This window comes from Janthinobacterium amylolyticum, from assembly GCF_051380655.1.
Taxonomy (GTDB): Bacteria; Pseudomonadota; Gammaproteobacteria; order Burkholderiales; family Burkholderiaceae_D; genus Janthinobacterium.
In genome coordinates, this window is the sequence record NZ_JBNYXL010000009.1 from 21,807 (window position 1) to 44,880 (window position 23,074).

At 55.8% G+C, this 23,074-nt stretch carries 23 protein-coding genes and 2 pseudogenes; 21 read left to right on the forward strand and 4 right to left on the reverse strand.

What is annotated here, in order from left to right:
• Window positions 1–9 precede the first annotated feature (9 nt).
• A complete protein-coding gene (locus ACQ4WR_RS19295; protein WP_151092572.1) occupies window positions 10–609 on the forward strand; it encodes a hypothetical protein in 600 nt (199 codons plus the stop codon).
• Window positions 606–1,082: a hypothetical protein gene (locus ACQ4WR_RS19300; protein WP_436489285.1), complete on the forward strand. Its 477-nt coding sequence runs from the start codon at window positions 606–608 to the stop codon at window positions 1,080–1,082. Before ACQ4WR_RS19295 ends, ACQ4WR_RS19300 begins: the two co-directional genes overlap by 4 nt.
• A 459-nt stretch (window positions 1,083–1,541) precedes the next feature.
• On the opposite strand, the pseudogene ACQ4WR_RS19305 reads toward ACQ4WR_RS19300, so the two are convergent.
• Window positions 1,542–1,610, reverse strand: a pseudogene (locus ACQ4WR_RS19305) (ATP-binding protein); the annotation flags it as partial.
• A gap of 139 nt (window positions 1,611–1,749) precedes the next feature.
• Here ACQ4WR_RS19305 and ACQ4WR_RS19310 point away from each other — a divergent pair.
• The 11 genes from ACQ4WR_RS19310 to ACQ4WR_RS19360 all read left to right on the forward strand — a co-directional run bounded on the left by ACQ4WR_RS19310 (window position 1,750) and on the right by ACQ4WR_RS19360 (window position 11,725).
• Window positions 1,750–2,421, forward strand: coding sequence for a TnsA endonuclease N-terminal domain-containing protein (locus tag ACQ4WR_RS19310; RefSeq protein WP_436489286.1), 672 nt, complete (start codon window positions 1,750–1,752; stop codon window positions 2,419–2,421).
• Window positions 2,411–4,333: a TnsB C-terminal domain-containing protein gene (locus ACQ4WR_RS19315; protein WP_436489288.1), complete on the forward strand. Its 1,923-nt coding sequence runs from the start codon at window positions 2,411–2,413 to the stop codon at window positions 4,331–4,333. The genes ACQ4WR_RS19310 and ACQ4WR_RS19315 overlap by 11 nt, the downstream gene beginning before the upstream one ends.
• Window positions 4,330–5,220, forward strand: a complete 891-nt coding sequence (locus ACQ4WR_RS19320; RefSeq protein ID WP_436489290.1) for a TniB family NTP-binding protein — start codon at window positions 4,330–4,332, stop codon at window positions 5,218–5,220. Before ACQ4WR_RS19315 ends, ACQ4WR_RS19320 begins: the two co-directional genes overlap by 4 nt.
• Window positions 5,178–6,302, forward strand: coding sequence for a TniQ family protein (locus tag ACQ4WR_RS19325; protein ID WP_436489292.1), 1,125 nt, complete (start codon window positions 5,178–5,180; stop codon window positions 6,300–6,302). The genes ACQ4WR_RS19320 and ACQ4WR_RS19325 overlap by 43 nt, the downstream gene beginning before the upstream one ends.
• A gap of 491 nt (window positions 6,303–6,793) precedes the next feature.
• On the forward strand, window positions 6,794–7,717 hold the full coding sequence (locus ACQ4WR_RS19330; RefSeq protein ID WP_436489294.1) for a hypothetical protein: 924 nt from the start codon (window positions 6,794–6,796) through the stop codon (window positions 7,715–7,717).
• 183 nt (window positions 7,718–7,900) lie between these two features.
• Window positions 7,901–8,230: an ArsR/SmtB family transcription factor gene (locus ACQ4WR_RS19335; RefSeq protein ID WP_436489296.1), complete on the forward strand. Its 330-nt coding sequence runs from the start codon at window positions 7,901–7,903 to the stop codon at window positions 8,228–8,230.
• Between the two features lie 14 nt (window positions 8,231–8,244).
• Window positions 8,245–8,745 (forward strand): arsenate reductase ArsC, encoded by a 501-nt coding sequence (locus ACQ4WR_RS19340; protein ID WP_436489298.1) that lies wholly within the window; start codon window positions 8,245–8,247, stop codon window positions 8,743–8,745.
• A gap of 27 nt (window positions 8,746–8,772) precedes the next feature.
• On the forward strand, window positions 8,773–10,053 hold the full coding sequence (locus tag ACQ4WR_RS19345; protein ID WP_436489299.1) for an arsenic transporter: 1,281 nt from the start codon (window positions 8,773–8,775) through the stop codon (window positions 10,051–10,053).
• A 14-nt stretch (window positions 10,054–10,067) separates the two neighbouring features.
• Window positions 10,068–10,496 carry an arsenate reductase (glutaredoxin) gene (arsC, locus tag ACQ4WR_RS19350; protein ID WP_436489301.1) on the forward strand — a complete coding sequence of 143 codons (429 nt, stop codon included), beginning with the start codon at window positions 10,068–10,070 and terminating at the stop codon, window positions 10,494–10,496.
• Window positions 10,489–11,205 (forward strand): arsenical resistance protein ArsH, encoded by a 717-nt coding sequence (gene arsH / locus ACQ4WR_RS19355; protein WP_436489303.1) that lies wholly within the window; start codon window positions 10,489–10,491, stop codon window positions 11,203–11,205. Before arsC ends, arsH begins: the two co-directional genes overlap by 8 nt.
• Window positions 11,206–11,224: 19 nt before the next feature.
• Window positions 11,225–11,725, forward strand: a complete 501-nt coding sequence (locus tag ACQ4WR_RS19360) for an arsinothricin resistance N-acetyltransferase ArsN1 family B (protein WP_436489597.1) — start codon at window positions 11,225–11,227, stop codon at window positions 11,723–11,725.
• A gap of 66 nt (window positions 11,726–11,791) precedes the next feature.
• Here ACQ4WR_RS19360 and ACQ4WR_RS19365 read toward each other — a convergent pair whose 3' ends face one another.
• The 3 genes and pseudogenes from ACQ4WR_RS19365 to ACQ4WR_RS19375 form a co-directional block, all read right to left on the reverse strand.
• Window positions 11,792–13,588 (reverse strand): hypothetical protein, encoded by a 1,797-nt coding sequence (locus tag ACQ4WR_RS19365; RefSeq protein WP_436489305.1) that lies wholly within the window; start codon window positions 13,586–13,588, stop codon window positions 11,792–11,794.
• Between the two features lie 124 nt (window positions 13,589–13,712).
• Window positions 13,713–14,576: pseudogene (locus ACQ4WR_RS19370) on the reverse strand (YifB family Mg chelatase-like AAA ATPase); the annotation flags it as partial.
• Between the two features lie 112 nt (window positions 14,577–14,688).
• Entirely contained in the window at window positions 14,689–14,937 is a 249-nt protein-coding gene (locus ACQ4WR_RS19375) for an accessory factor UbiK family protein (protein ID WP_102296310.1), read from the reverse strand.
• Between the two features lie 270 nt (window positions 14,938–15,207).
• Between ACQ4WR_RS19375 and ACQ4WR_RS19380 the strand changes: the two genes are divergently transcribed.
• The 8 genes from ACQ4WR_RS19380 to ptsP all read left to right on the forward strand — a co-directional run bounded on the left by ACQ4WR_RS19380 (window position 15,208) and on the right by ptsP (window position 23,049).
• Window positions 15,208–15,978, forward strand: a complete 771-nt coding sequence (locus ACQ4WR_RS19380) for a TorF family putative porin (RefSeq protein ID WP_436489308.1) — start codon at window positions 15,208–15,210, stop codon at window positions 15,976–15,978.
• A gap of 11 nt (window positions 15,979–15,989) precedes the next feature.
• Complete coding sequence (locus ACQ4WR_RS19385; protein ID WP_010393464.1) at window positions 15,990–16,328, forward strand: P-II family nitrogen regulator; 339 nt, start codon at window positions 15,990–15,992, stop codon at window positions 16,326–16,328.
• Between the two features lie 11 nt (window positions 16,329–16,339).
• Window positions 16,340–17,896: an ammonium transporter gene (locus ACQ4WR_RS19390; RefSeq protein ID WP_436489310.1), complete on the forward strand. Its 1,557-nt coding sequence runs from the start codon at window positions 16,340–16,342 to the stop codon at window positions 17,894–17,896.
• 212 nt (window positions 17,897–18,108) lie between these two features.
• A complete protein-coding gene (gshA, locus tag ACQ4WR_RS19395; RefSeq protein ID WP_070222828.1) occupies window positions 18,109–19,407 on the forward strand; it encodes a glutamate--cysteine ligase in 1,299 nt (432 codons plus the stop codon).
• A 94-nt stretch (window positions 19,408–19,501) separates the two neighbouring features.
• Window positions 19,502–20,458, forward strand: a complete 957-nt coding sequence (gshB, locus tag ACQ4WR_RS19400) for a glutathione synthase (RefSeq protein ID WP_436489312.1) — start codon at window positions 19,502–19,504, stop codon at window positions 20,456–20,458.
• Between the two features lie 35 nt (window positions 20,459–20,493).
• Window positions 20,494–20,898 (forward strand): PTS sugar transporter subunit IIA, encoded by a 405-nt coding sequence (locus ACQ4WR_RS19405; RefSeq protein WP_131376741.1) that lies wholly within the window; start codon window positions 20,494–20,496, stop codon window positions 20,896–20,898.
• Between the two features lie 94 nt (window positions 20,899–20,992).
• Window positions 20,993–21,262, forward strand: coding sequence for an HPr family phosphocarrier protein (locus tag ACQ4WR_RS19410; RefSeq protein ID WP_092803603.1), 270 nt, complete (start codon window positions 20,993–20,995; stop codon window positions 21,260–21,262).
• A 44-nt stretch (window positions 21,263–21,306) separates the two neighbouring features.
• The gene (gene ptsP, locus ACQ4WR_RS19415; protein WP_436489315.1) at window positions 21,307–23,049 is read left to right on the forward strand and encodes a phosphoenolpyruvate--protein phosphotransferase; all 1,743 of its coding nucleotides are present in this window, start codon (window positions 21,307–21,309) and stop codon (window positions 23,047–23,049) included.
• Window positions 23,050–23,074: the final 25 nt, after the last annotated feature.

Sequence of the window (23,074 nt, forward strand, 5' to 3'; positions counted from 1 at the left end):
GGAAATGCCATGAAAAATCTGACTTCTGTGGGGTTGCTCTCATCCTTCCTTCTGGGAGGCTGCGGATCGCTTGAAAGGGACATGGATGAAGCCCGTAAGAACACTAAAGAGATCGGCCTGCTCATGCAATCCGTTCAGAAAAGCACGGCTACATTCCAGAAGCAACGTGACGCTCTTGCTGTGGCCACCAAGGTTCAACGGGACAATTTGGAGTCAGTAGCCATGCAACAGGAAAGCGATGCGTACCGGGCAGCAGCGACCTGGAATGTTGCTGGCCAGGCCGACCGCAAGCATTCGTTCGATGCATTGAGGGAGGAATCGAGCAACCTGCTGTCCCGGATCGAAGCGAAGCGCGCGCGTGAGGTCGCGCAGGAAGCAGAAGTTCGTGCAACTAAGAGTGCCGTCTCATTCCAAAGCGCCAAGCTCAACGAAACGGCCATAGCACTTGTTGAACTGGGCGAGGCTCGAAGTGCAAAGGACAAGGCTGGGTTTTACTTTGCTTACATGACAGAGGTTCGTAAATTGATCGAGAAAGATAGCGAAGCGGCAGCACAGAAGCAGGCCGATTCGGCCAAAACCCTCAACGAGACTGTGAAGGATAAAAAATGAGCGATAAAGACAAGGTGGGCGGAGACTTTCTCACGACTCCAGACTTACCCGATGGTACTCCACCGATGCCAACGAGCGAAGGCAGCCTGTACTTAGTTGGGTTGCTCAGCAAGCAGAATGGACTAAACGTGGCACGGGATGCTCTTATTGCGCGGGCGGGCGAGGCTGGCGCCAGTGAGACTGCTTACATAAAAATCCAACTGGGGCAGATCCAATCAGATTACCTAAAGCTCAGTGCGTGGATTAACGCTTACGTGGCCAAGAGCACGCGGTATAAAACCATTACGCCGGACGGACTCGCTGCGATCCGCAAGATCATTGAGCAATTGCAGGCCGTGGTCGCCAAAAAGGAAACCGCGCAAGATATTATCAAGTTGGTGACCAAGCTGCTTAACGAATGGGACGGTAAGCCTGCGGCACCAGCTGCGGTGCTAGGTGGAGCGGGAACACCAGCTGCCAAACCGTGCGCATAGTGAGTGCACGAACGGATGGACGTTGGCTAGGTGTGGGGTGTCGGACGGCGCATTAGCGCCAAGGTGCGCGCCATGGGTGTTAACACCGTGCAGGACTTGAAGGACGCTCCGCCCAGCACCATGCGGGCGCACTTCGGCGTCGTGCTGGAGTGCACGTGCAACGAGCTGCGCGGAATTTCTTGCCTGGAGCTGGAAGAGGTGGCGCCTTCACGCAAGGAGATCGTGTCGTCGCGCTCCTTCGGTGCCATGGTCATGACGGTGCACTGCTGGTACCTGTTCTTGAATTACTATTTGACGAGCCTCGAAGTGGTTGAAGAAAGCACTCTCCTAAACAGTGCTATTTTTTATATGATGTTTCCACATAGAAAAACAAGGTGCTCGTATCGATTTTTGAGTGGGCAACTTCGTGGTCGTTCTGAAATTTTTTGCGCAGGACAGGCAGGTGAAATAAGACCTAACAGGCATTTCATCGAGAAACAGCACGCCGCAATGCGCCAGCGAGATTTCACCGGGCCGCGGCACATTGCCGCTGTGATATGCTTAAATAAGTGCGACGGATACAGCGAAAATCAAAGACTTGAGAGCGATTCTTTGAAATTAATGCGACGGATTTTCATAGAATAGCTGCGACGAGACCCGAAATAATTGATAATAGGTGCGACAGAATATGCGGCAGCAAACTCGTAAGATTAACCCCACAAGACGCAGCGTATCCGGGATATATCCCTTTCGTAACGATGTTTCTGTGCCCTATGAGTCCACTCTTGAGCGGGACTTTTTGATTCGTACTGAATTTTTTTTGGATGTGCTTGATGTCATCGCTCAGCCAGCGCAGATTCCATTCGTTGGCTCGAACGGCCATACCTATACCTACACTCCTGACTATTTGGTCTACTACAGATTAGGCACGCAGAGTTACGATGAGTATCCAAGACCAATGCTTGTGGAGGTGAAGCCTGAAGAGGCCTGGCGTGAAAACTGGCGGGCATGGCTTCCCAAGTGGAAAGCTGCGCGACGCTATGCGCATGAGCAAGGATGGCAGTTCCATATCCATGACGAGTCACGCGTGCGGGACAAAGTATTTCAGAACGTTAGCTTTCTTGAGCAATACAAACGAATGCACTTTCCGGCTGAGGAAGGTCAATCCGTGGTGGAGAGCGTACGAGAAATGGGTTCTGCCCCTATTCACTACCTTCTCGCACGCCACTTTATGGGGTTGTACCGTGCGCAAGGCATCGCCCATATCTGGCACTTGATAGCAACCCGCCGCCTTGATTGCGATATCAGTACGGGCCTTAACGAATTTTCTGAAGTCTGGATTCCCTCTTATGTCTACTGAAGACTACGCTCCCCCTAATGATGCTTTCGAGCCGGTGCGTGAACGGATCAATGTTGCCGTGGGTGCGCTTGTTCAGCGTGGCACGACGACCTTCCGCATTGCTCAGGTTCTTGATTTTGAAACGCTGATTGGCATCGATGTTGACACCGGCCAAAGTAGCGCTTTACGCATTGGAGATTTGCGGGTTTTGAGTCGGCCTGTAGAAGCCGCCGCTACAGTTGTTCAAGATTTAGCTGACATTGCCGACGAGGACTGGCGGGTTGCGCAAGAACGTCTCGCAGCCATCAAACCGCTACTTGATGCTGGTCGTCTAGGCCGCGACAGTGTAGAAGCTAGGGCGACCGAATTGAAGATCAATGCTGCGACGTTGTATCGCTGGATTCAGCGCTACAAGGCTTATGGTGTTGTGTCTGCACTGATCCCTCAAAAACGTGGTTGGAAGCAAGGTAACGGTCGTATAGACGATGATGCTGAGGCTGTCATCGAGCAAGTCATCCGTGATTTTTACTTGACTCCCCAACGGCCCACTGCACAGAAAGCGATTACGGAAGTGTTCCGGGCTTGTCAGGCGAAGGGTATCGCGCCTCCCAGCTCGACAGCAATCAGGGCTAGGATTGCTCGCATTGCTGAGAAGACCCAACTTCGCGGTCGTGGTCAGAAGGAAAAAGCGAAGAACAAATTCCTTCCAGCTGCGGGCAGCTTTCCGAACGCCACTTTCCCGCTGGCGGTTATGCAGATTGATCACACGCCGGCAGATATCATCTTGGTCGATGATGTTTACCGCAAGCCCATAGGACGACCCTGGATTACGTTGGCCATGGACGTGCACACACGCATGGTGACTGGGTATTACCTCTCATTCGATCCTCCGTCAGAGACTTCTGTTGCCATGTGTGTTGCACATTCAATGCTCCCCAAAGAGGAATGGATGCTCTTACACAAGGTAGATGCTGATTGGCCTGTATGGGGCGTGCCAAGAACAATTTACGTTGATAATGGGGCAGATTTTCGCTCTAACAATTTTAAACAGTCCTGTTTGATGTACGGCATCAGGTTAGAGTTTCGACCGGTCAAGCAACCGCGATATGGCGGCCATATCGAACGCATGCTTGGCACGTTGCTGCGCGAGATACATGACTTGCCTGGTACTACATTTTCTTCGGTAAAAGAACGTGATGGGTATGACTCGGAGAAGCACGCGACGCTGACGAAATCAGAGTTTGAGGAGTGGCTTGTGACGCTCATCACCAAGGTCTATCATCGCCGTCTGCACTCAGCGATCGGCATAACGCCGATGCGTCAATGGGAAATCGGCATATTTGGTAATGCCGAAGTGGCAGGCATTGGAGTACCGCCACGACCAGCTGATCGGCTCACGATTTTGCTCGACTTTCTTCCTTTCTTCCGACGCACTGTTCAAACCTTTGGCGTGACGATCGACGGCCTTACATACTATGCCGAAGCATTGCGGCCGTGGATCAACGCCCAGGATGAAGAGACGAAAAAGAAAAAGGATCTGATCTTTCGGCGAGATCCGCGTGACGTTAGCACCATTTGGTTTTTCGATCCCAAGCTTGAGCACTATTTCAAGATACCTTTGGCAGATCTGTCTTTGCCATCGATGAGTATTTGGGAGTATCGCCAGGCCAAGGAACAACTGAAGCGTGCCGGCATTGAAAGTGTCAATGAGCACCAAATTCTCAACGCTATCACGGAGTTGCGAAGCCGCGTCGATGAAGCTTCGCAGAAGACGAAAACGGCACGTCGCCAGGCTCAGCGCAGAAAGGAACATGACAAGAAAGTGTCACCTGCGCAGCCATTGGTAACAGCATCTGTACCTCTCATGCTTTCAATACCTGGTGCGAGTGAACTGCTTGATACTGAGATTAGTGATTTTGGGGATATTGCATGAGTAGCTATGAACACATCCACGCTGACTTTCGGCATGTTATGGGGCTTAGTGCACAGGAACGAATCGAGTTTTTGGATCAGCCCAGATGGATCGGTCACCAAGTCGCCCAGAATATCTTAGATACGCTGCAAGGGCTGATTCATAAGCCCATGCGGCCGCGCATGCCAAATTTACTCATCGTTGGTGATTCCAACAATGGCAAGACTACTATCATCGAGCGCTTCCGTCATCTCTGCGGCACGCCATACGTCAATGATGATTCTGAACCTGTAAAGCCGGTAATCATCGCTGAGGCGCCCCCTAGCGCTGACGAAAAAGGGCTGTACATCTCCATTCTTGAGCAGTTTTTCTCTCCCTATCGTGCGACAGATCCAACTTCAAAACTCAGATACCAAGCGATTCACTTGTTCCGTGCGTGCCATGTACGCATGCTTGTCATTGATGAGTTTCACTCGCTGTTAACCGGTTCGGCCATCAAGCAGCGAGAAGTGATGAATGCCATAAAATTGATGTGCAATGAGCTGGCTATCCCGATTGTTGGGGTAGGCACGCGTGAGGCAGTGCGCGTATTGCACACGGACCCACAGCACGCGAGCCGATTCGACGTCATGACGTTGCCATTGTGGGAGTTGAATGTCGATTTTCAGCGGCTGCTGGCAGGCTTTGAAAAGATATTGCCTCTTAAAAGTCGATCAAATCTCCACGTGCCCGAGTCAGCTAAATTACTGCACACTATATCTGAGGGCAACACAGGTAACTTGCATCGTCTTCTAATTGAGTGTGCGGTAGAAGCGATCAAGTCCGGTAAGGAGCAAATTGATAAAACGATTATAGAAAATAAGGCATGGCTACGTCCAACACGAGGCATAAGGGAGTTGGTGGGTTAGCGGCACGTTGGCCGGTTCCTGTCAGGCTGGAACCAGATGAGTTGTTTTCAACCTGGTTAATCCGTGTCTCCTTCGCCCAAGGGTGTGATCCATTGATTCTAGCTGGTCAGATCTGGCCCAAATGGCGAGCGTGGACAATCGATCTCGACAGAAGAATTGGTATCGATCAAATGGCAATGCTAGCTCGTATGTCAGGCATTGAGGTTGCCGCGCTGGAGGCGGCAACGCTCCGACCAATCGCCAAAGCGATAGGAACAATTCCAAGTGAAGCTGCAATCTTACCGTGGGTTCTCGCCCTTGGCTCACGCAATCGACGCCGTTGTGGAGGCCTTCAATACTGCCCAATGTGCTTTCATGCAGATAGACTTCCATACTATCGCCGTCATTGGCGCTTGGCCTGGCATATTTGCTGCAGTAAACATGGCGTTCTGCTATTGGATCGATGCCACCGTTGTGGCGCTGTTCCTGAACCACATCGTCTGCTATTGCCTCAAAGCATTTTGAGCACCTGCTCATCATGTGGCAACGATTTACGCACTTCTCCTGCAGCATGCGCAAGCTCAACGGCCATAGCATTCCAGCAACGAGCCGATGATGTCGTAAAATATGGTTATGGGGAATTTACAAACATCTTGCTGTCTGCACCTGACTGGTTTGCACTCAGCCGCTATTTCCTCATGTTAGTGCGTACTGCTACACGCTATCAGTCCAGTAAGCTCGCCAATTGGTTAACCAAGCTGGGTATCGAAGTCGCTAACATGCAATGTGCGGCCACCGGGTTAGGATTTGAGCTACTGCCAGTGAACGAGCGTGCTCTAATTTTATCAGCGGTGAACAGGCTGCTATCAACTACCCCCAAACGTTTGCTTGAGGTTGCGGAAGCATCGGGCCTTGCCGCAACAACATTACGGCAAGGGCGCCGTGACTTACCCATTTCAATGTGCGATGTCATCGATTGGCTACCTCAACGCAAACGTAGTGCTAGGGCCAAAGCGAATGACTCAAAAAATATGCCATTGTCACGGGCATCTGTGATGCGGAAATGGGCGCGGCTTCAGCGAAAGATGGGCCGTATGATATGACGTCTGCATCATCCATGTTGCCCCTCCAAAGTTGCCATCATTGCGGGCTTGACATGCTCAAGGCCCATCGGCGGTATCGCGATAATCGTTATTGCTCTGGTTGCTATGCCAAGGTATTTAAAGCTCGGAAATGTCCAGGTTGCGATCAGACGGCGCGATTGCCACTGACGGACCTAGCCGCAGTCTGCACTGCATGCGAAAAGAACTTGCCATGCACCAGGTGTGGTAAGACTCATTATGCGATTGGCAAAATGACTTCTTATGGTCCCGTTTGTAATGGTTGTTCAATCTATTTTCGTGCTCGGCCTAATACGATCAACAGAACTACGACGAACCAAAGTTCGATGGCGACGGACGCCAGTAATCCAAGCCATGCTACTTGCAAATCTTGCCGGCGCCATCGACGCATTGCCAGCAATGTCGGTGGGCTTGCATTGTGTAAAGCTTGCACTGAAAGCGGCCCTATTCCTTGCCCTTCGTGCGGTAGTGAAATGCCCGCTGGACGTGGCAAACGATGCGAAGCTTGTTATTGGACTGCGACATTCTTCAAACGTCTCGCTCTTGATGAGGCAGGACTTTCAACGCCCAGAATGGTGTCGTCTTTTCGCGATTTTGGAAATTGGCTAATAGTGCAGGTACCCGCGCAAAAAGCTGCGCAGTCAATTCACCGGTATTTTCCATTTTTTTACGAAATGGAGGAGCAATGGGGAGCAATACCTACTTACGAGAATTTGCTGATGCATTTCACTGCAGAAGGTCTTCGACGGGTTCGTTTGCCTATGCGATGGCTGAGTGAATCAGCGCTGGTGATCGTCGATGCCGATACGCGTGAAAGTGCATCTGAACATCGGCGTCTTAAAGCCATTGGCTCATTGCTTGAAGCAGATAAGGATTCAACTGCCATTTTTCTGGCTTACAAAGAGACACTGTTCGCCCGCATGGGTACTGGAAAAACTACCCTGCGTACGGTTCGCCTATTGCTTCAGTCTGCAGCTGCTCTCTTGGCCCAATGCCTCACGGACGGAGTGCGGATTCCAGGGCAGCCTACACTGGATCGCTATCTTGCGAAGGTGCCAGGCCAGCGTAATAATATTTCTGGATTTGTATCTTTTCTCAATAGTAAGTACGACCTATGCATTCGTGTAGATCATGGCAGCAAGCACGCAGCAGCACGTCGAACGAAAAAACTAGAGATAGACCTTGTCGCCTTACTCGGTGAGGATAACCATGATGCCATTTTTTTGCGTCGATGGTTGTCCATATCACTTGCTTACTTCCATGGGCTGCCGCGCAAAGCTGGCATGAGTCTAAAAGATGAACAGGTTCTTGCGCTTGTCGATGGTAGCTTCAATGTTACGGTTGATCAGACGCAATACTGGGTGCCGCACTGGGATGCACAAGCGCTTCTTCCGTGAGTTCAAGTGATCAGCGCACGCAGTACGCTGACGCGGCGCGAACAGTCGCTATCAACAGTTCCCATGTGCCTACGATTTCTCGGTCTTGTCATCAAGCTGTCAAATTAATTCGATATTCTTTGAATTGTCGTAGCTTATGGGGTATCATAATTCCATACTTGTTGAATTGTGAAAGTAAATACTATGGAAACCAAGGAAGTATTGGCCGCGTTGGCAGCCATTGCGCAAGAAAGTCGGCTTGGTATTTTCCGGCTGTTGGTACAGATCGGTCCAGAAGGAATGGCAGCAACGAAGATTGCCGAGCAGCTCGATATCGCGCCGTCATCGCTGTCGTTTCATCTAAAGGAACTGACCCATGCCAAGCTAATCACTTCTCGCAGCGAAGGCCGTTACGTCATCTATTCGGCCGATATAACGGTCATGAACGGGTTGATCGGCTACCTGACTGAAAATTGCTGCGGGGGTGTTCCTTGTGGTCCCAGCAGCTGCGACATCAATCAACCGCGCACCTAAACTGGAGAATTGACATGCAAGACAAAGTTTATAACGTACTGTTCCTCTGCACCGGCAACTCGGCGCGCAGCATCATGGCCGAGGCCTTGGTGACGACGATGGGAAAGGGCCGATTCAAGGGCTTCTCGGCAGGTAGCCAACCTGGCGGTACCGTCAATCCATTTGCCATCGAACAGGTAGCCAACACTGGCTATCCAGTCGACACATTACGCAGCAAAAGCTGGGACGAGTTCGGCACTCCAGACGCGCCTCATATGGATTTCATTTTCACCGTCTGCGACAACGCCGCTGGCGAGACTTGCCCGTACTGGCCAGGACACCCAATGTCGGCACATTGGGGCTTTGAAGATCCAGCGGCCGTCACTGGTACCGACGAAGAAAAGCGCGCTGCTTTCCATCGCATCTTCCGCCAGATCATGACGCGCATGAATATTTTCGTAAGCCTCCCATTACAGATGCTGGAAAAAAACGCCATCGAGCGCGAGATCCAGGCGATTGGCAATACGACCATCTAAGTTTTTACCTTACTGCAAGGAATAGCCGTGCTCATCGCTTTTCTGATTTTCCTCGCCACCTTGACTCTTGTTATTTGGCAACCACGCGGACTGGGTATTGGCTGGAGTGCTACAGCCGGCGCCATCGTCGCGCTGCTGGCCGGCGTGATCCATGCCGCCGATATCCCCGTGGTCTGGCACATTGTCTGGAACGCGACCGGCACCTTCGTGGCGGTGATCATCATCAGCCTTTTGCTGGATAAGGCGGGCTTCTTCGAGTGGGCTGCGTTGCATGTCGCTCGCTGGGGGCGAGGCAGTGGCAAGCGGCTGTTTGTGCTGCTGGTCTTGCTTGGTGCTGCCGTGGCAGCCCTGTTCGCCAACGATGGCGCGGCGCTGATCCTGACACCGATCGTGATCGCAATGCTGCGGGCGCTGCGTTTTTCAGCCCGGGCAACACTTGCTTTCGTGATGGCCGCCGGCTTTATCGCCGACACGGCCAGCCTACCGCTGGTAGTGTCGAACCTGGTCAATATCGTCTCGGCTGACTATTTCAATATCGGCTTTGCGCGGTATGCCGCCGTCATGGTACCGGTGAATATGGTATCCGTTATCGCGACGCTCGGGGCCTTGATGTGGTTCTTCCGCAAGGACATACCAGCTAATTATGATCTGGCTCAGCTGAAAGCACCTCACGAGTCGATTCACGACCATGCCACCTTTGTCACGGGCTGGTGGGTATTGGGTTTGTTGCTGGTAGGCTTCTTCTGGCTGGAGTCGCTAGGTGTGCCGATCAGTGCCGTCGCGGCAGTGGGTGCAGTGCTGCTGTTGGTGGTGGCCGCACGCGGCCACCAAATTTCGACACGTGAGGTGCTGGGCAATGCTCCTTGGCAGGTCGTGGTTTTCTCGCTTGGCATGTACCTGGTTGTCTACGGATTACGCAATGCCGGTCTGACCGATTACCTGACCAGTGTGCTGAATACCTGCGCGACATACGGTGTATGGGGCGCCGCATTGGGCACTGGCTTCATCACCGCGATCTTGTCTTCAATCATGAACAATATGCCCACAGTATTGATCGGCGCGTTGTCGATCGACGCAACGACGTCACAAGGTGTGGTGCGTGAGGCGATGATTTACGCGAACATCATCGGTAGCGATCTTGGTCCGAAGATCACGCCGATCGGCAGCCTGGCCACGCTACTGTGGCTACATGTCCTTTCGAGTAAGGACATTCACATTTCGTGGGGCTACTATTTCCGCGTCGGCGTAGTACTTACCTTGCCGGTGCTGTTGATCACCTTGGCCGCACTTGCCGTGCGTCTGGCTTAATGGAGGAACTTGTTATGAGCGTTACTATCTACCACAACCCGGATTGCGCCACGTCGCGCAACACGCTCGGGCTGATCCGCAATGCCGGCATCGAGCCATATATTATCGAGTACTTGAAACACCCACCAGACGCTGCAAGGCTGATCGACTTGATTGTCAAGGCAGAACGTACCATCTATTCGGTCGTGCGCCAGAAGGGCACGCCGTTTGTAGAACTGGGGCTCGATTCGCCGACTATCACGAACCAAGCCTTAATCGAGGCCATGGTCGCTCATCCCATCCTGATCAACCGGCCCTTCGTTGTGACGTCGCTGGGCGTGCGCTTGTGCCGTCCGTCAGAACTGGTGCTTGATATCCTGCCTCAGCCGCAGCGTGGTGCATTCGCTAAGGAAGATGGTGAGCGTGTTATTAATGAACATGGAGAACGCATCAAGCATGGATAAGATAGTCAACCTGCCGAATATCAATCCAGAGCAGCTTGATCTGCCTACCCTAGACAAGCTTTCCCCTGTCGGTGAGCTGTCGCATGCGCCGCGCATTCTGATGCTGTATGGCTCGCTGCGCGAACGCTCTTTCAGCCGCTTCCTGACTGAAGAGGCGGCGCGCATACTGGCACACTTCGGCGCCGAGGTGAAAATTTTCGATCCGATGGACCTGCCGATGGCCGGCAGCGTGCCGGAAGATCATCCCAAGGTAGCCGAGCTGCGCGCGCTGTGCCTGTGGTCGGAAGGCCAGGTCTGGTGCAGTCCTGAGCGCCACGGCACCGTCACGGCCGTGATGAAAAACCAGATCGACTGGATACCGCTGGAAATGGGCGCGATTCGTCCCAGCCAGGGCCGCACGCTGGCGGTGATGCAGGTCTGTGGTGGTTCGCAGTCGTTCAACGTGGTCAATACGCTGCGCCTGCTTGGCCGCTGGATGCGCATGTTTACCATCCCCAACCAGTCGTCGGTGCCGATGGCATACAAGGAGTTTGACGATGCCGGCCGCATGCGCCAGTCCGGCTACTATGACCGCGTGGTCGACGTGATGGAGGAGCTGTTCAAGATAACGTTGCTGATGCGTGGCCGGGCCGATTATCTGACCGACCGCTACAGCGAGCGAAATGAGCGATCTATGAAAGCCATCGACCAAGTTATCAGAAAAATTTGAATATAGGCGAGTAGCCTTGATGAATATTCGCAATGCCGAAATGGACGATGCAAAAGCAATCGCAGCCATTTATAACCACTTCATCGTCAACACGACAGTCACTTTCGAGGAGCAGATCGTCACCGATCTCGACATGGCAAAGCGCATTGCTGATGTGCAAAGCGGTGATCTGCCCTGGCTCGTGGCAGAGCACGATGGCACCGTTGTTGGATACGCTTACGCCACCAAGTGGCGCGCGCGCCATGCTTATCGATTCTCTGTCGAGAGCACGGTTTATCTGGCGCCTGAGCAGTTAGGTCGCGGATTTGGTACTGCGCTGTACGCTACATTGCTCAAACACCTAACAGGCGCTCGCTATCACCTGGTCGTCGCAGGCATCGCATTACCGAATACCGCCAGTATCGCATTGCACGAGAAATTGGGGTTCGAGAAAGTTGCCCAATTTGGTGAAGTCGGTTTTAAATTTGATCAATGGCTAGACGTTGGCTACTGGGAGAAGCGGCTAACCACGGTATCTTAAAGTGCACATCGTTGAAGCCTTGATGCATGGGTAATGTGCGAAGGCGCGGGCTGCGGCCGCACCTTGCTAACCTTTCCTTTTGACCTTGCTAATCGCCTTGAGGACGGTTCCCTCACATGGAAAACAATCTTCAACAAGCTTGGTAGGTGTCATATGGGAGAACGAGTCGGCTTCCCCGGGACATTTTTCGATGAGGCGCCGGACTACGCCATACACATAGCGAACATGCGTCCTAAAGTACCGTATCCAAACCTCTAGCATCCTATCGTCATCCAGTCGGAAAACCAGACCTTGGAACTGATCTTCTCCCTCTTTGATCTCGCCGTCTTTAGCTTTGACTAGCTTTGGCCGGCGCTGCAGTTCGATGATGTATATGGGGCCGTCAGATAAAACGAGTCTGGCAACAAGGAAGCCTCGTGGATCGGGTTTTGGCGGATCTACGTATGCAAACCGCCTCGCTCTGGTCGGAACATTCTCGTCACTGTCAAAAGGTATGAACGGAATCAATTTATAGTCTGGAGATGAGCTGAACCGCCCCTCAAAACTGAACCAGGAAAGTGAATGGATCATATCTGGGCGTTTGCGTTGCAAGCTCCCCATGGCTTCCCACATATCATGCAAAATGCCGTTTGATTCATACGTCTGGGGCGCATGTATCGAGGCGTAACCGATACCTTTATCGCTACCGTATTCCTCACCTGCCGAGAACATCGAGGAATCGTTACCTGTTCCATGTTTCCCTGCCGTTGTTGTTGCTTGTGCTGCTCTGATGTCAATTACCGGCCTCTGTGGCCCTAATATGACAAAATCAGGGTCTTGTACCTCGACTGGTGGGGAGTCACCATCAGGCTCACCATCACCGGTTAGATCAATAATTTTACCGTTGTTGAGAAGTTTCTCTGGAGCGCCTGCCCAAGCCTCTGGGCTTCCGTCCGGTGCCGGCGCATCGGCTTTATTACTATTTTCTCGGCCACGGTAAATTTGTTCACCTGACGGATCGCTCATGCCAACGATATTTTGGGCTAAAAACGACTTGCCGCCATCAACGCTGTGGCCGATGACAGAAAGCTCCGCCGGCCCCTCGAACCAAGGTGCAATTTTAACAAACGCGGGTATCCATCGCTTTGGATCAAACTTTTCTTGTAGTTCAGCGTTAATTCTTTTCGTTACCTTTGTGGTGTACGGATCGTATTTAGCATGAGCGAGGAACACAACATCGCCATTCAACATCCTGCGACGTAAACGGACTTTCCAGTTTGGTGGGTCTTCAGGTTCAGCAAGCGGAGCGTACAGCCTTCGTATCGCTGAGTCAGCAACGCCACTCCAAGGATAGGTTGCGACAATACGCTTGAGTTCTCCAGAGCGGCCATAGCAACGGGCAAAGAACTCAATACATGGCACCAGCAGTTTGCGACCGTCCTGCAAGTCAAGTTCTATCATCCAATTTGCATCGTTCTCGCGCTGCAGGGGATAGTCAGCTTGTGAAAATGGTGGTGCACGTCGCTCCTTCCTTGCTTGATCTAAAGATACAAAGCGCCACCTTCCTTCATCGAAGTTCACGATGAATTTTTCTGGAGTTGCATCGATCTCCGCCCTGCAGCGGTCATGCTTCCACATGGTGCCGATACGGGCCTGCCCAAGAGAGGTAAGCGGTATCGTTCTGTGCACGATCGGTCCGAAAACACCCGGAGAGATGTACTTTCTAAAATGAACTAGCACCAGCGGTTGTGACTCAGCATTTATGTTCTTGTAAAAGCCGGAGTACCACCATACAACCATTGCGTCATCCCCGAACTCCAGAGAGTTTTTGATCCGGATCGTTGACTTGACCTTCTTGAACTTTTGATTGAACGTAATCTGCATGCTAGGCACGCCGTTCGGCTGGCTTGCTTAACAGCAGATCACCGTAGACGACGAAGAAATGTTGATGTGTGGAATTATTATCGCACTTATTTCAACAATGTCGCAGTTATTTCAAAAACTCACAGCCGCCACCGACCAGGGCCACGCCGGATGCTGTCTGATGCGGTGCGCGGTAGGGGCGGCGTTTCCAGTGCTCCACCTTGAAATGGCCGCCCAGCGAGTGCACGGCCGCCGATTCCAGCGCTTCTTCGTCGCTCATCGGCGGCAGAACGCCGGGAAAACGGCTGGCCAGCATGGTCTTGCCGGCACCGGGCGGACCGATCATCAGGACATTGTGGCCGCCGGCGGCCGCCACTTCCAGTGCCCGCCGCGCCTGATGTTGGCCTTGTACATCGGCAAAGTCGGGATATGAAAAAGCAGGCGGAGCCAGCGTGGGCTGGTGACGCTGCAGGGCCGCCTGGCGGTCGTGCACGGCGAAGTGGGCGCATACCTCGAGCAAGCTGTGCGCGGGATAGATGCAGGCCGCGCTGACCAGGGCGGCTTCGTCGGCATTCGCCTGCGGCAGGATGAAGGCGCGTGCTGCGCCAGTCTTGTCGCGCTGCATGGCGAACGTCATGGCCAGCGCGCCGCGAATGGGACGCAACTGGCCTGACAGCGACAGTTCGCCCGCGAATTCATACAGGTGGAATTGGTCGCCCGGCATTTGGCCGGAGGCGGCCAGGATGCCCAAGGCGATGGGCAAGTCGAAACGCCCGGATTCCTTGGGCAGATCCGCCGGCGCCAGGTTGGCCGTGATGCGCCGCGCCGGCATTTCAAAGCCGCAGTTTTGCAGTGCGGCCCGCACGCGGTCGCGCGATTCCTTCACTTCCGTATCCGGCAGGCCGACAATCGTAAAGGACGGCAAGCCATTGGCAAGGTGGACTTCGACGTTCACCTCGGGCGCCTCCATGCCGGCCAGGGCGCGGCTTTTCAGGACTGCCAGGCTCATCAGATTCCCCTGCACCGCAGGCGCGGGCAGGATCAGTCTAGCCCTTGAACAGGCTCGCGGCTTGAGGTGCGCCAGCAAGGCGGCCGATAACGGCGCCCTGCCGCACCATCTTTTACGCTTTGGTCTCGTTCAAACGCGTTTCCAGTTCGATCACGCGCAATTCCAGTGCATCGAGCTTGGCGCGTGTCTTGGCCAGGACTTGCGCCTGGATATCGAATTCCTCGCGCGTGACCAGATCCAGGCGGGCGAAGCCCTGGGTCATCATCGATTTCACGTTCTTCTCGATATCCTTGGCAGGCGAGTTTTCGATGGCTTGGTGAATCTTGCCTTGCAGGTCGTTAAAGAAGGTATTCATGTCCATGGTCAGTCCTTTTATGGTGCGGCCTGTGCATCGCACCATTGCGGTGCACAGCGGCGTTAATTTGGTGCGAAACTGGGCAAATCCACAACGTTTTAGCAGTGCCGATCCGCATGCCCAGAGGCTTGCAGGGTATGTGTGGGCGGAAATGCCGCTGTCAAGGTGACAAAGAGCTGGCACGTATTCTGCTAAAGAAGGTTATGAACGCTTTGTGATCTCCAGCCAAGATTTTAAACCTCAACCGCTTTAAAAGTTCAATAAAAGGGAATCGCCATGAAGAATCTGTCCAAGAACATGACTTTAGCAGCAGCGTTGACATTGGCCATGACCGCCTTGTGCGGCAGCGCCATGGCCGAGGAAGTGGTGGCGGCCCCCGCTGCTGCCGAAGCGGTACCCTATAACGTGGTGAGCTATAACGTGGCGCTGACCAGCGACTACCGCTACCGTGGCCTGTCGCAAACCCGTCTCAAGCCAGCCATCAGCGGCGGCGCCGACTATACCCATAACCCGACCGGCCTGTATGCGGGCACCTGGCTGTCGAGCATCAAATGGATCAAGGATGGCGGCGGCGATACGAACGTGGAATGGGATGTGTATGGCGGCAAGCGTGGCGAGTTTGCGCCGGGGATCACTTACGATGTGGGCGGCCTGTATTACTTCTACCCATCGAATGGCCTGAGCACGAATGCCAATACCTTTGAACTGTATGGCCAGGTGGGTTTCGGTCCCGCCTACATCAAGTATTCGCACTCGACGACCAATCTGTTCGGCGTGGCCGACAGCAAAAACAGCGGCTATATCGATGCCGGCCTGAACGTGCCACTGTATGACGACTACACCTTCAACCTGCACGTGGGCCATCAAAGTGTCAAGCACAACAGCTCGCTCAGCTATTACGACTACAAACTGGGCGTGACCAAGGATTTCCCGGGTATCGCCACCGTGTCGCTCGCTGCCGTCCGTGCCGACATCACGTCGCTGGCGCCTAACGGCAAAAATCTGGCGAAGCTCGGCCTCGTATTGACTGTTTCTAAAACCTTTTAAGCGAGACTGCCATGAAAATGATTACTGCAATCATTAAACCGTTCAAACTCGATGAAGTGCGCGAAGCCTTGTCGGCTATCAATGTACAAGGCATTACCGTCACGGAAGTCAAGGGTTTTGGCCGCCAGAAAGGCCACACGGAACTGTACCGTGGCGCCGAGTATGTCGTCGATTTCCTGCCGAAAACCAAAATTGAAGCGGCTGTCGATGACGCCATCGTCGACCAGGCCATCGAGGCGATCGAAGGCGCCGCGCGTACCGGTAAAATCGGCGATGGCAAGATTTTCGTCTACAACCTGGAACAAGTCATCCGCATCCGTACCGGTGAAACCGGCAACGAAGCGCTCTAAGGGGAATATTGATGCGTAAAAATATAACAAAATTGCTAGCTGGGTTTGCCTGTCTGTGTGCGTTTGGCGTCGCCGCCCCGAGTTTTGCCGATGCGCCGGCCAAACCGGACGCGGCAGCGACGGCGGCCGTCGCCACCCCTGCCGTGACACCTGCGCCTGACGCAGCCGCGCCTGCCGCCGCACCGGCAGCGGCAGCGCCTGCTCCTGCTGCCGCGGCACCGGCCCCAGCGGCCGCGCCCGTCGCCAACAAGGGCGACACCAGTTTCATGATGATTTCCACCTTGCTGGTGATCCTGATGACGATCCCCGGCCTGGCCCTGTTTTACGGCGGCCTGGTGCGCTCGAAGAACATGCTGTCCGTGCTGATGCAAGTGTTCATGGTGTTTGCCCTGGTGGTGGTGCTGTGGTGCATCTATGGCTATTCGGTCGCCTTCACGGAAAAAACCGCGTTCTTCGGTGGCTTCGACCGCCTGTTCCTGAATGGCATCTGGGATCCGGTGAAAGGCACGTTTGCCGCCGCCGCCACCTTCAGCAAGGGCGTCGTCATTCCCGAGTTCGTCTTTGTCGCCTTCCAGGGCACGTTTGCCGCGATTACCTGCTCGCTGATCGTCGGCGCCTTTGCCGAACGCGCCAAGTTTTCCGCCGTGCTGGCCTTCATCGTGCTGTGGTTCACCTTTGCCTACCTGCCAGCGGCCCACATGGTCTGGTTCTGGACCGGTCCTGACCTGATTACCGATGCGGCAACCGCCGCGACGGAAGCGGCCAAGGCTGGCTGGATCTGGCAAAAAGGCGCGCTGGACTTCGCCGGCGGCACCGTGGTGCACATCAATGCCGCTATCGCCGGCCTGGTGGGCGCCGTGATGATCGGCAAGCGCGTCGGCTATGGCCGTGAATCGATGGCGCCGCATTCGCTGACGATGACCATGATCGGCGCTTCCCTGCTGTGGGTGGGCTGGTTCGGTTTCAATGCCGGCTCCTCGCTGGAAGCGGGCGACGTTGCCGCCCTGGCATTCGTCAACACCCTGCTGGCCACGGCCGCCGCTACCCTGTCGTGGGTCTTCGGCGAGTGGATCACCAAGGGCAAGCCTTCCATGCTCGGCGGCGCTTCCGGTGCCGTTGCCGGCCTGGTGGCGATCACCCCGGCCGCCGGTTTCGTCGGCCCGATGGGCGGCCTGGTCATCGGCTTGCTGGCCGGTATCGTCTGCCTGTGGGGCGTGAATGGCCTGAAACGCCTGATCGGCGCCGACGATTCGCTCGACGTGTTCGGCGTGCATGGCGTGGGAGGTATCCTCGGTGCCTTGCTGACGGGCGTGTTTGCCGCGCCACAACTGGGCGGCCAGGGCATCTTCGATTATGTGACCAACAAGATGTCGGCTGACCCGTACTCGATCGGCCATCAGGTGTGGGTGCAGGCGCAGGCTGTCGGCACCACCATCATCTGGTCGGCCGTGGTTTCCGTCATCGCCTATAAACTGGTTGACGTCGTCATCGGCCTGCGCGTACCGGAAGAAGAAGAGCGCGAAGGCCTCGATATCACCAGCCACGGCGAGCAGGCATATCATGGTTAAGTGTTGATTTTCTGGCACGCCGACGCCCCCGGCGTAGCGTGCCAGCGTTGTTTTGCTTGAAAAGGCGCCTCATCGAGGCGCCTTTTTTTCGTTATGCGAATGGAAAAGGTCTTTAAAACAAGGCTTTTGCCCCGATTTGGGGTACTTACACGGTAATATAGTCGGCAGTCTGTGTGCTTTTCGATTACTGCACATAATTTAAGGATGTAACTATGGTTCCCCATCTCGTCACGGCCCTGACCGGACCGCTGCTCGACCTCGAAAAAAAGATTCTGGCCGCGACGCCGGCCATTGAGCGCTGGTTCCGCATGGAGTGGCAAGAGCACACGCCGCCCTTCTATTGCTCAGTCGATTTGCGCAACGCCGGCTACAAGCTGGCGCCCGTCGATACCAATCTGTTCCCCGGCGGTTTCCATAACCTGGCCACGGAAATGCTGCCCCTGTCCGTGCAAGCGGCCATGGCCGCCATCGACAAGTATTGCCCGGACGCCCGCAACTTGCTGATCGTGCCGGAATTGCACAACACCACGCCGCAATATCTGCAGAACGTGGCGCGATTGATGCAGATCTTCCGCCAGACGGGCTTGCACGTGCGCTTCGGTTCCTGGTCGCCGGAAATTACCCAGCCGACACCGTTGGCGCTGCCCGACGGCAACATGCTCGTCATCGAACCCCTCGTGCGCCTGAACAATGGCCGTCGCCTGGGTTTGAAGGATTTCGATCCGTGCACCATCCTGCTGAATAACGACTTGTCGGATGGCATTCCCGATATCTTGCAAAATATCCATGAGCAAAGCCTGCTGCCGCCCTTGCACGCGGGCTGGGCCTTGCGCCGCAAGAGCAACCACTACACGGCCTACGATGAAGTGGTGAAAAAGTTCGGCAAGATGATCGATGTCGATCCGTGGATGCTCAACCCCTTCCACGCCAAGTGCAGCGACGTCAATTTCCAGGAAGGCGAGGGCGAAGACGCGCTTGCCGCCAGCGTCGACGTGCTGCTGGCCAAGATCCGCAAGAAATACAAGGAATACGGCATCAAGGAAAAGCCGTTCGTCATCGTCAAGCCCGATGCGGGCACGTATGGCACCGGCATCATGACCGTGCGCGACGCCAGCGAAGTGCGCGATCTGTCGCGCAAGCAGCGCGATAAGATGTCCATCGTCAAGGACGGCAAGGTCGTCACCGACGTCATCATCCAGGAAGGCGTGCCGACCTTTGAAAGCATCAAGGATGCGGTGGCCGAACCTGTCGTCTACATGATCGACCGCTACGTGGTGGGCGGCTTCTACCGCGTGCACGCGGAAAAAGGCGTGGACCAGAACCTGAACGCGCCCGGCTCGCAGTACGTGCCGCTGGCCTTTGCCCAGCAGCATGCCGTGCCGGACTTGAAGGCCAAGCCGGGCACGGCCGCGCCGAACCGCTTCTACGTGTATGGCGTGGTGGCGCGCCTGGCCTTGCTGGCCGCGTCGCTCGAAATGGAACGCACGGACCCGAATCCCGAGGTGTATTGAGCCACCAATGAGACTTGCCGGGCGGGCTGAAAACCCCGCCTGGCGATCTCGGCTAGAATCAGGCATTACCCAGGCACCCCGATTGGACCGACTCATGAAAATTGCATTCCTCGCCGACCCGCTGGCAGGCTTCAAGACTTACAAAGATTCCACCTTCGCCATGATGCGCGAGGCGGCCAGACGCGGCCACGCCGTGTACGCCTTCGAACAGAAGGATATGGCGCTGGAAGAGGGCATCGTCACGGCACTGGTCAAGCACATCGAGCTGACCGGTGACGAGCACGACTGGTACAAGGTCGTTTCCACGGAAGAAGTGCGGCTGTCGGCGCTGGACGCCATCATCGAGCGCAAGGACCCGCCGTTCGACATGGAATATGTGTACGGCACGTATCTGCTGGAACTGGCGGAAAAGCAGGGCGCCTGCGTCTTCAACAAGCCGTCCGCCATCCGCGACAACAATGAAAAGCTGGCCATCGCGCAGTTTTCCGAATTCACTTCACCCACCCTGGTGACGTCGAACGAAGCGCGCCTGCGCGCCTTCCACGCCAAGCACCAGGACGTCATCTTCAAGCCGCTCGACGGCATGGGCGGCACGGGCATCTTCCGCGTCAAGGCCGACGGCCTGAACCTGGGCGCCATCATCGAGACCTTGAGCGAGAACGGCGCGCAGACCATCATGGCGCAGCGCTTCATCGCCGACATCGTCAAGGGCGACAAGCGCATCCTCGTCATCGGCGGCAAACCGGTGCCGTTTTCGCTGGCGCGCATCCCGCAAGCGGGCGAAGTGCGCGGCAACCTGGCCGCCGGCGGCACGGGCGTGGCGCAGCCATTGACGGCGCGCGACCTGGAAATCGCTGAAAAGCTGGGCCCAATCCTGGCCGCGCGCGGCCTGATGCTGGTAGGATTGGACGTGATCGGCGACTACCTGACGGAGGTCAACGTCACCAGTCCGACCTGTTTCCAGGAAATCATGCAGCAGACCGGTTTTGACGTGGCCGCCATGTTTATCGACGCCGTCGAGCATGGCGTTGCGCAGACGCAGCAGCGTTAAGCGGCGACCGGCAACAATAACAAGGTGAAATGCATATGGTAGGGATTTTGCTCATGACACACGCACCGCTGGGGCAGGCTTTCATCGCCGCCTGCGCGCATGTGTTTCGCGGGCCAACGGAACGCTTTGAAGCCATCGACGTCGTCGCCGACCAGGACCTGGCCGAAGTGCAAAAGCTGGCATCGGAAGCCATCTGCCGCCTTGACGATGGTTCCGGCGTGCTGGTGATTACCGATGTGAAGGGCGGCACGCCATCGAACTGCTGCAACAAGCTGGCCGATGCGGGGCGCGTGGAAGTCATCGCCGGCATCAGCCTGCCGATGCTGCTGCGCGCCATCACCTATCGCCGCGACTCGCTTGACGTGGTGGTGGAGATGGCGCTGGCCGGCGCGCAGAGCGGCGCCGTGCGCGTCGACAACCGCATTCGCGTGGGCGAGTAGGGAAACAATCATGGCCGCCGCCCTGAAGGCGGCGGATTTTATCGGCCAGGGCGGTCATCAACGCAGTGCATTCAGGGATAGAGACTATACAAAAATGATTCAAAAAGAACTCGAAATCATCAACAAGCTGGGACTGCACGCACGCGCTTCCGCCAAATTCACCCAGTTGGCCGCCAAGTTCAAGAGCGATGTCTGGCTGACCCGCAACGCGCGCCGCATCAACGCCAAATCCATCATGGGCGTGATGATGCTGGCCGCCGGAAAGGGCGCGAAAGTGACCCTGGAAGCGGACGGCGATGATGAACAGGCATGTGTCGATGCATTGACCGCCCTGATTAATGACAGGTTTGGCGAAGGCGAGTAATGCCCGCCGAACGCAGCCGCAGCCGCATTCCGACAGGTCAACCCATGGCATCTTTCACGCTCCACGGCATCCCGGTTTCCCGCGGCATCGCCATTGGCCGCGCGCATCTGCTGGCGCCGGCCGCCCTTGACGTCAAACATTACCTGGTCGCCCAGGAACAGATCGAAGCCGAAGTCCAGCGCCTGCAAAGCGCCATCGCCACCGTCCACAAGGAACTGCAAACCCTGTGGAACGAACTGCCCAAGGATGCGCCCACGGAGCTGGGCGCCTTCATTGACGTGCACGCGCTGATCCTGTCCGACCCGATGATTTCCGAAGCGCCGCTCGACATCATCCGCAAGCGCCATTACAACGCCGAGTGGGCGCTGCTGACGCAGATCGATGAATTGTCGGCGCAGTTCGATGAAATCGAAGACCCGTATCTGCGCGAGCGCAAGGCCGACATCCAGCAAGTGGCCGAACGCGTGTTGAAAGTCTTGCTGGGCACGGAACAGCTGCTGCCCAAGGCGGCCGCCGAAGATGAATTGATGGCGCAGATGATCGTTGTCGCGCACGACATCTCGCCGGCCGACATGCTGCAGTTCCGCGACCGCTCCTTCATCGGCTTCATCACCGACGTGGGCGGACAGAACTCGCACACGGCCATCGTCGCGCGCAGCCTGGATATTCCCGCCGCCGTCGGCATGTCGCAGGCCTCGATGCTGATCGACCAGGACGACTGGCTGATCATCGATGGCGACGCCGGCGTGGTCATCGCCAACCCCAGCGCCCTGGTGCTGGAGCAGTACCGCGAGCGCCAGACGGCCATGCAGCGCGCGCGCAAAAAGCTGGGCAAGCTGAAAAAGACGCCGGCCGTCACCAAGTGCGGCACGCCCATCACTCTGCTGGCGAATATCGAATTGCCCGAGGATTGCCCGTTCGCCCTGGAGTCCGGCGCCAGCGGCGTGGGCCTGTTCCGCTCGGAATTCCTGTTCATGGGGCGTGCCCACAAGATTCCCACCGAGGACGAGCAGTTCGAGGCCTACCGCAACACGGTGCAGTCGATGAAGGGCCGGGTGGTCACCATCCGCACGCTCGACATCGGCGCCGACAAGCCGCTCGACCAGGCCGACCATACGGCCTTGAATCCCGCCCTGGGCCTGCGCGCCATCCGCTATTGCCTGGCCGAGCCGCAATTGTTCCTGACACAGCTGCGGGCCATCCTGCGCGCCTCCGCCTTTGGCAAGGTGCGCATCCTGATCCCCATGCTGGCGCATGCTTTCGAAATCGACCAGTCGCTGGCCATGATCGCGCAAGCCAAGGCCAGCCTGCGCGAGGAGGGCGTCAAGTTCGACGACGACGTCGAAGTGGGCGCCATGATCGAGATTCCCGCCGCCGCGCTGGCGCTGCCCATGTTCGTCAAGCGCATGGATTTCCTGTCGATCGGCACGAATGACCTGATCCAGTACACCTTGGCCATCGACAGGGTCGATTACGAAGTGGCGCATTTGTACAATCCGCTGCATCCGGCCGTGCTGCAATTGATCTCCATGACGATCGCCGCCGGCCACAAGGCGGGCATCGACGTGGCCGTCTGCGGCGAGATGGCAGGCGACGTGAAGCTCACGCGCTTGCTGCTGGGCATGGGCTTGCGCGAGTTTTCCATGCACCCGGCGCAACTGTTGGCGGTCAAGCAAGAGATCCTCAACAGCGACCTGGGGCTGATCGCACCACAAATGCGCAAAATTATGCGTTCGATGGAGCCAAATGTGATCGCGGAAGCTGTCCAGCAACTGCAGCTCATGTAAACTGTCACTTCAACAGCATCAGGAC

Bases quoted from the DNA above. Each gene is read 5' to 3' on its own strand.
- ACQ4WR_RS19295 (WP_151092572.1), top strand. From the start codon at position 10: ATGAAAAATCTGACTTCTGTGGGGTTGCTCTCATCCTTCCTTCTGGGA.
- ACQ4WR_RS19300 (WP_436489285.1), top strand. From the start codon at position 606: ATGAGCGATAAAGACAAGGTGGGCGGAGACTTTCTCACGACTCCAGAC.
- ACQ4WR_RS19310 (WP_436489286.1), top strand. From the start codon at position 1,750: ATGCGGCAGCAAACTCGTAAGATTAACCCCACAAGACGCAGCGTATCC.
- ACQ4WR_RS19315 (WP_436489288.1), top strand. From the start codon at position 2,411: ATGTCTACTGAAGACTACGCTCCCCCTAATGATGCTTTCGAGCCGGTG.
- ACQ4WR_RS19320 (WP_436489290.1), top strand. From the start codon at position 4,330: ATGAGTAGCTATGAACACATCCACGCTGACTTTCGGCATGTTATGGGG.
- ACQ4WR_RS19325 (WP_436489292.1), top strand. From the start codon at position 5,178: ATGGCTACGTCCAACACGAGGCATAAGGGAGTTGGTGGGTTAGCGGCA.
- ACQ4WR_RS19330 (WP_436489294.1), top strand. From the start codon at position 6,794: ATGCCCGCTGGACGTGGCAAACGATGCGAAGCTTGTTATTGGACTGCG.
- ACQ4WR_RS19335 (WP_436489296.1), top strand. From the start codon at position 7,901: ATGGAAACCAAGGAAGTATTGGCCGCGTTGGCAGCCATTGCGCAAGAA.
- ACQ4WR_RS19340 (WP_436489298.1), top strand. From the start codon at position 8,245: ATGCAAGACAAAGTTTATAACGTACTGTTCCTCTGCACCGGCAACTCG.
- arsC (WP_436489301.1), top strand. From the start codon at position 10,068: ATGAGCGTTACTATCTACCACAACCCGGATTGCGCCACGTCGCGCAAC.
- arsH (WP_436489303.1), top strand. From the start codon at position 10,489: ATGGATAAGATAGTCAACCTGCCGAATATCAATCCAGAGCAGCTTGAT.
- ACQ4WR_RS19360 (WP_436489597.1), top strand. From the start codon at position 11,225: ATGAATATTCGCAATGCCGAAATGGACGATGCAAAAGCAATCGCAGCC.
- ACQ4WR_RS19365 (WP_436489305.1), bottom strand. From the start codon at position 13,588: ATGCAGATTACGTTCAATCAAAAGTTCAAGAAGGTCAAGTCAACGATC.
- ACQ4WR_RS19375 (WP_102296310.1), bottom strand. From the start codon at position 14,937: ATGGACATGAATACCTTCTTTAACGACCTGCAAGGCAAGATTCACCAA.
- ACQ4WR_RS19380 (WP_436489308.1), top strand. From the start codon at position 15,208: ATGAAGAATCTGTCCAAGAACATGACTTTAGCAGCAGCGTTGACATTG.
- ACQ4WR_RS19385 (WP_010393464.1), top strand. From the start codon at position 15,990: ATGAAAATGATTACTGCAATCATTAAACCGTTCAAACTCGATGAAGTG.
- ACQ4WR_RS19390 (WP_436489310.1), top strand. From the start codon at position 16,340: ATGCGTAAAAATATAACAAAATTGCTAGCTGGGTTTGCCTGTCTGTGT.
- gshA (WP_070222828.1), top strand. From the start codon at position 18,109: ATGGTTCCCCATCTCGTCACGGCCCTGACCGGACCGCTGCTCGACCTC.
- gshB (WP_436489312.1), top strand. From the start codon at position 19,502: ATGAAAATTGCATTCCTCGCCGACCCGCTGGCAGGCTTCAAGACTTAC.
- ACQ4WR_RS19405 (WP_131376741.1), top strand. From the start codon at position 20,494: ATGGTAGGGATTTTGCTCATGACACACGCACCGCTGGGGCAGGCTTTC.
- ACQ4WR_RS19410 (WP_092803603.1), top strand. From the start codon at position 20,993: ATGATTCAAAAAGAACTCGAAATCATCAACAAGCTGGGACTGCACGCA.
- ptsP (WP_436489315.1), top strand. From the start codon at position 21,307: ATGGCATCTTTCACGCTCCACGGCATCCCGGTTTCCCGCGGCATCGCC.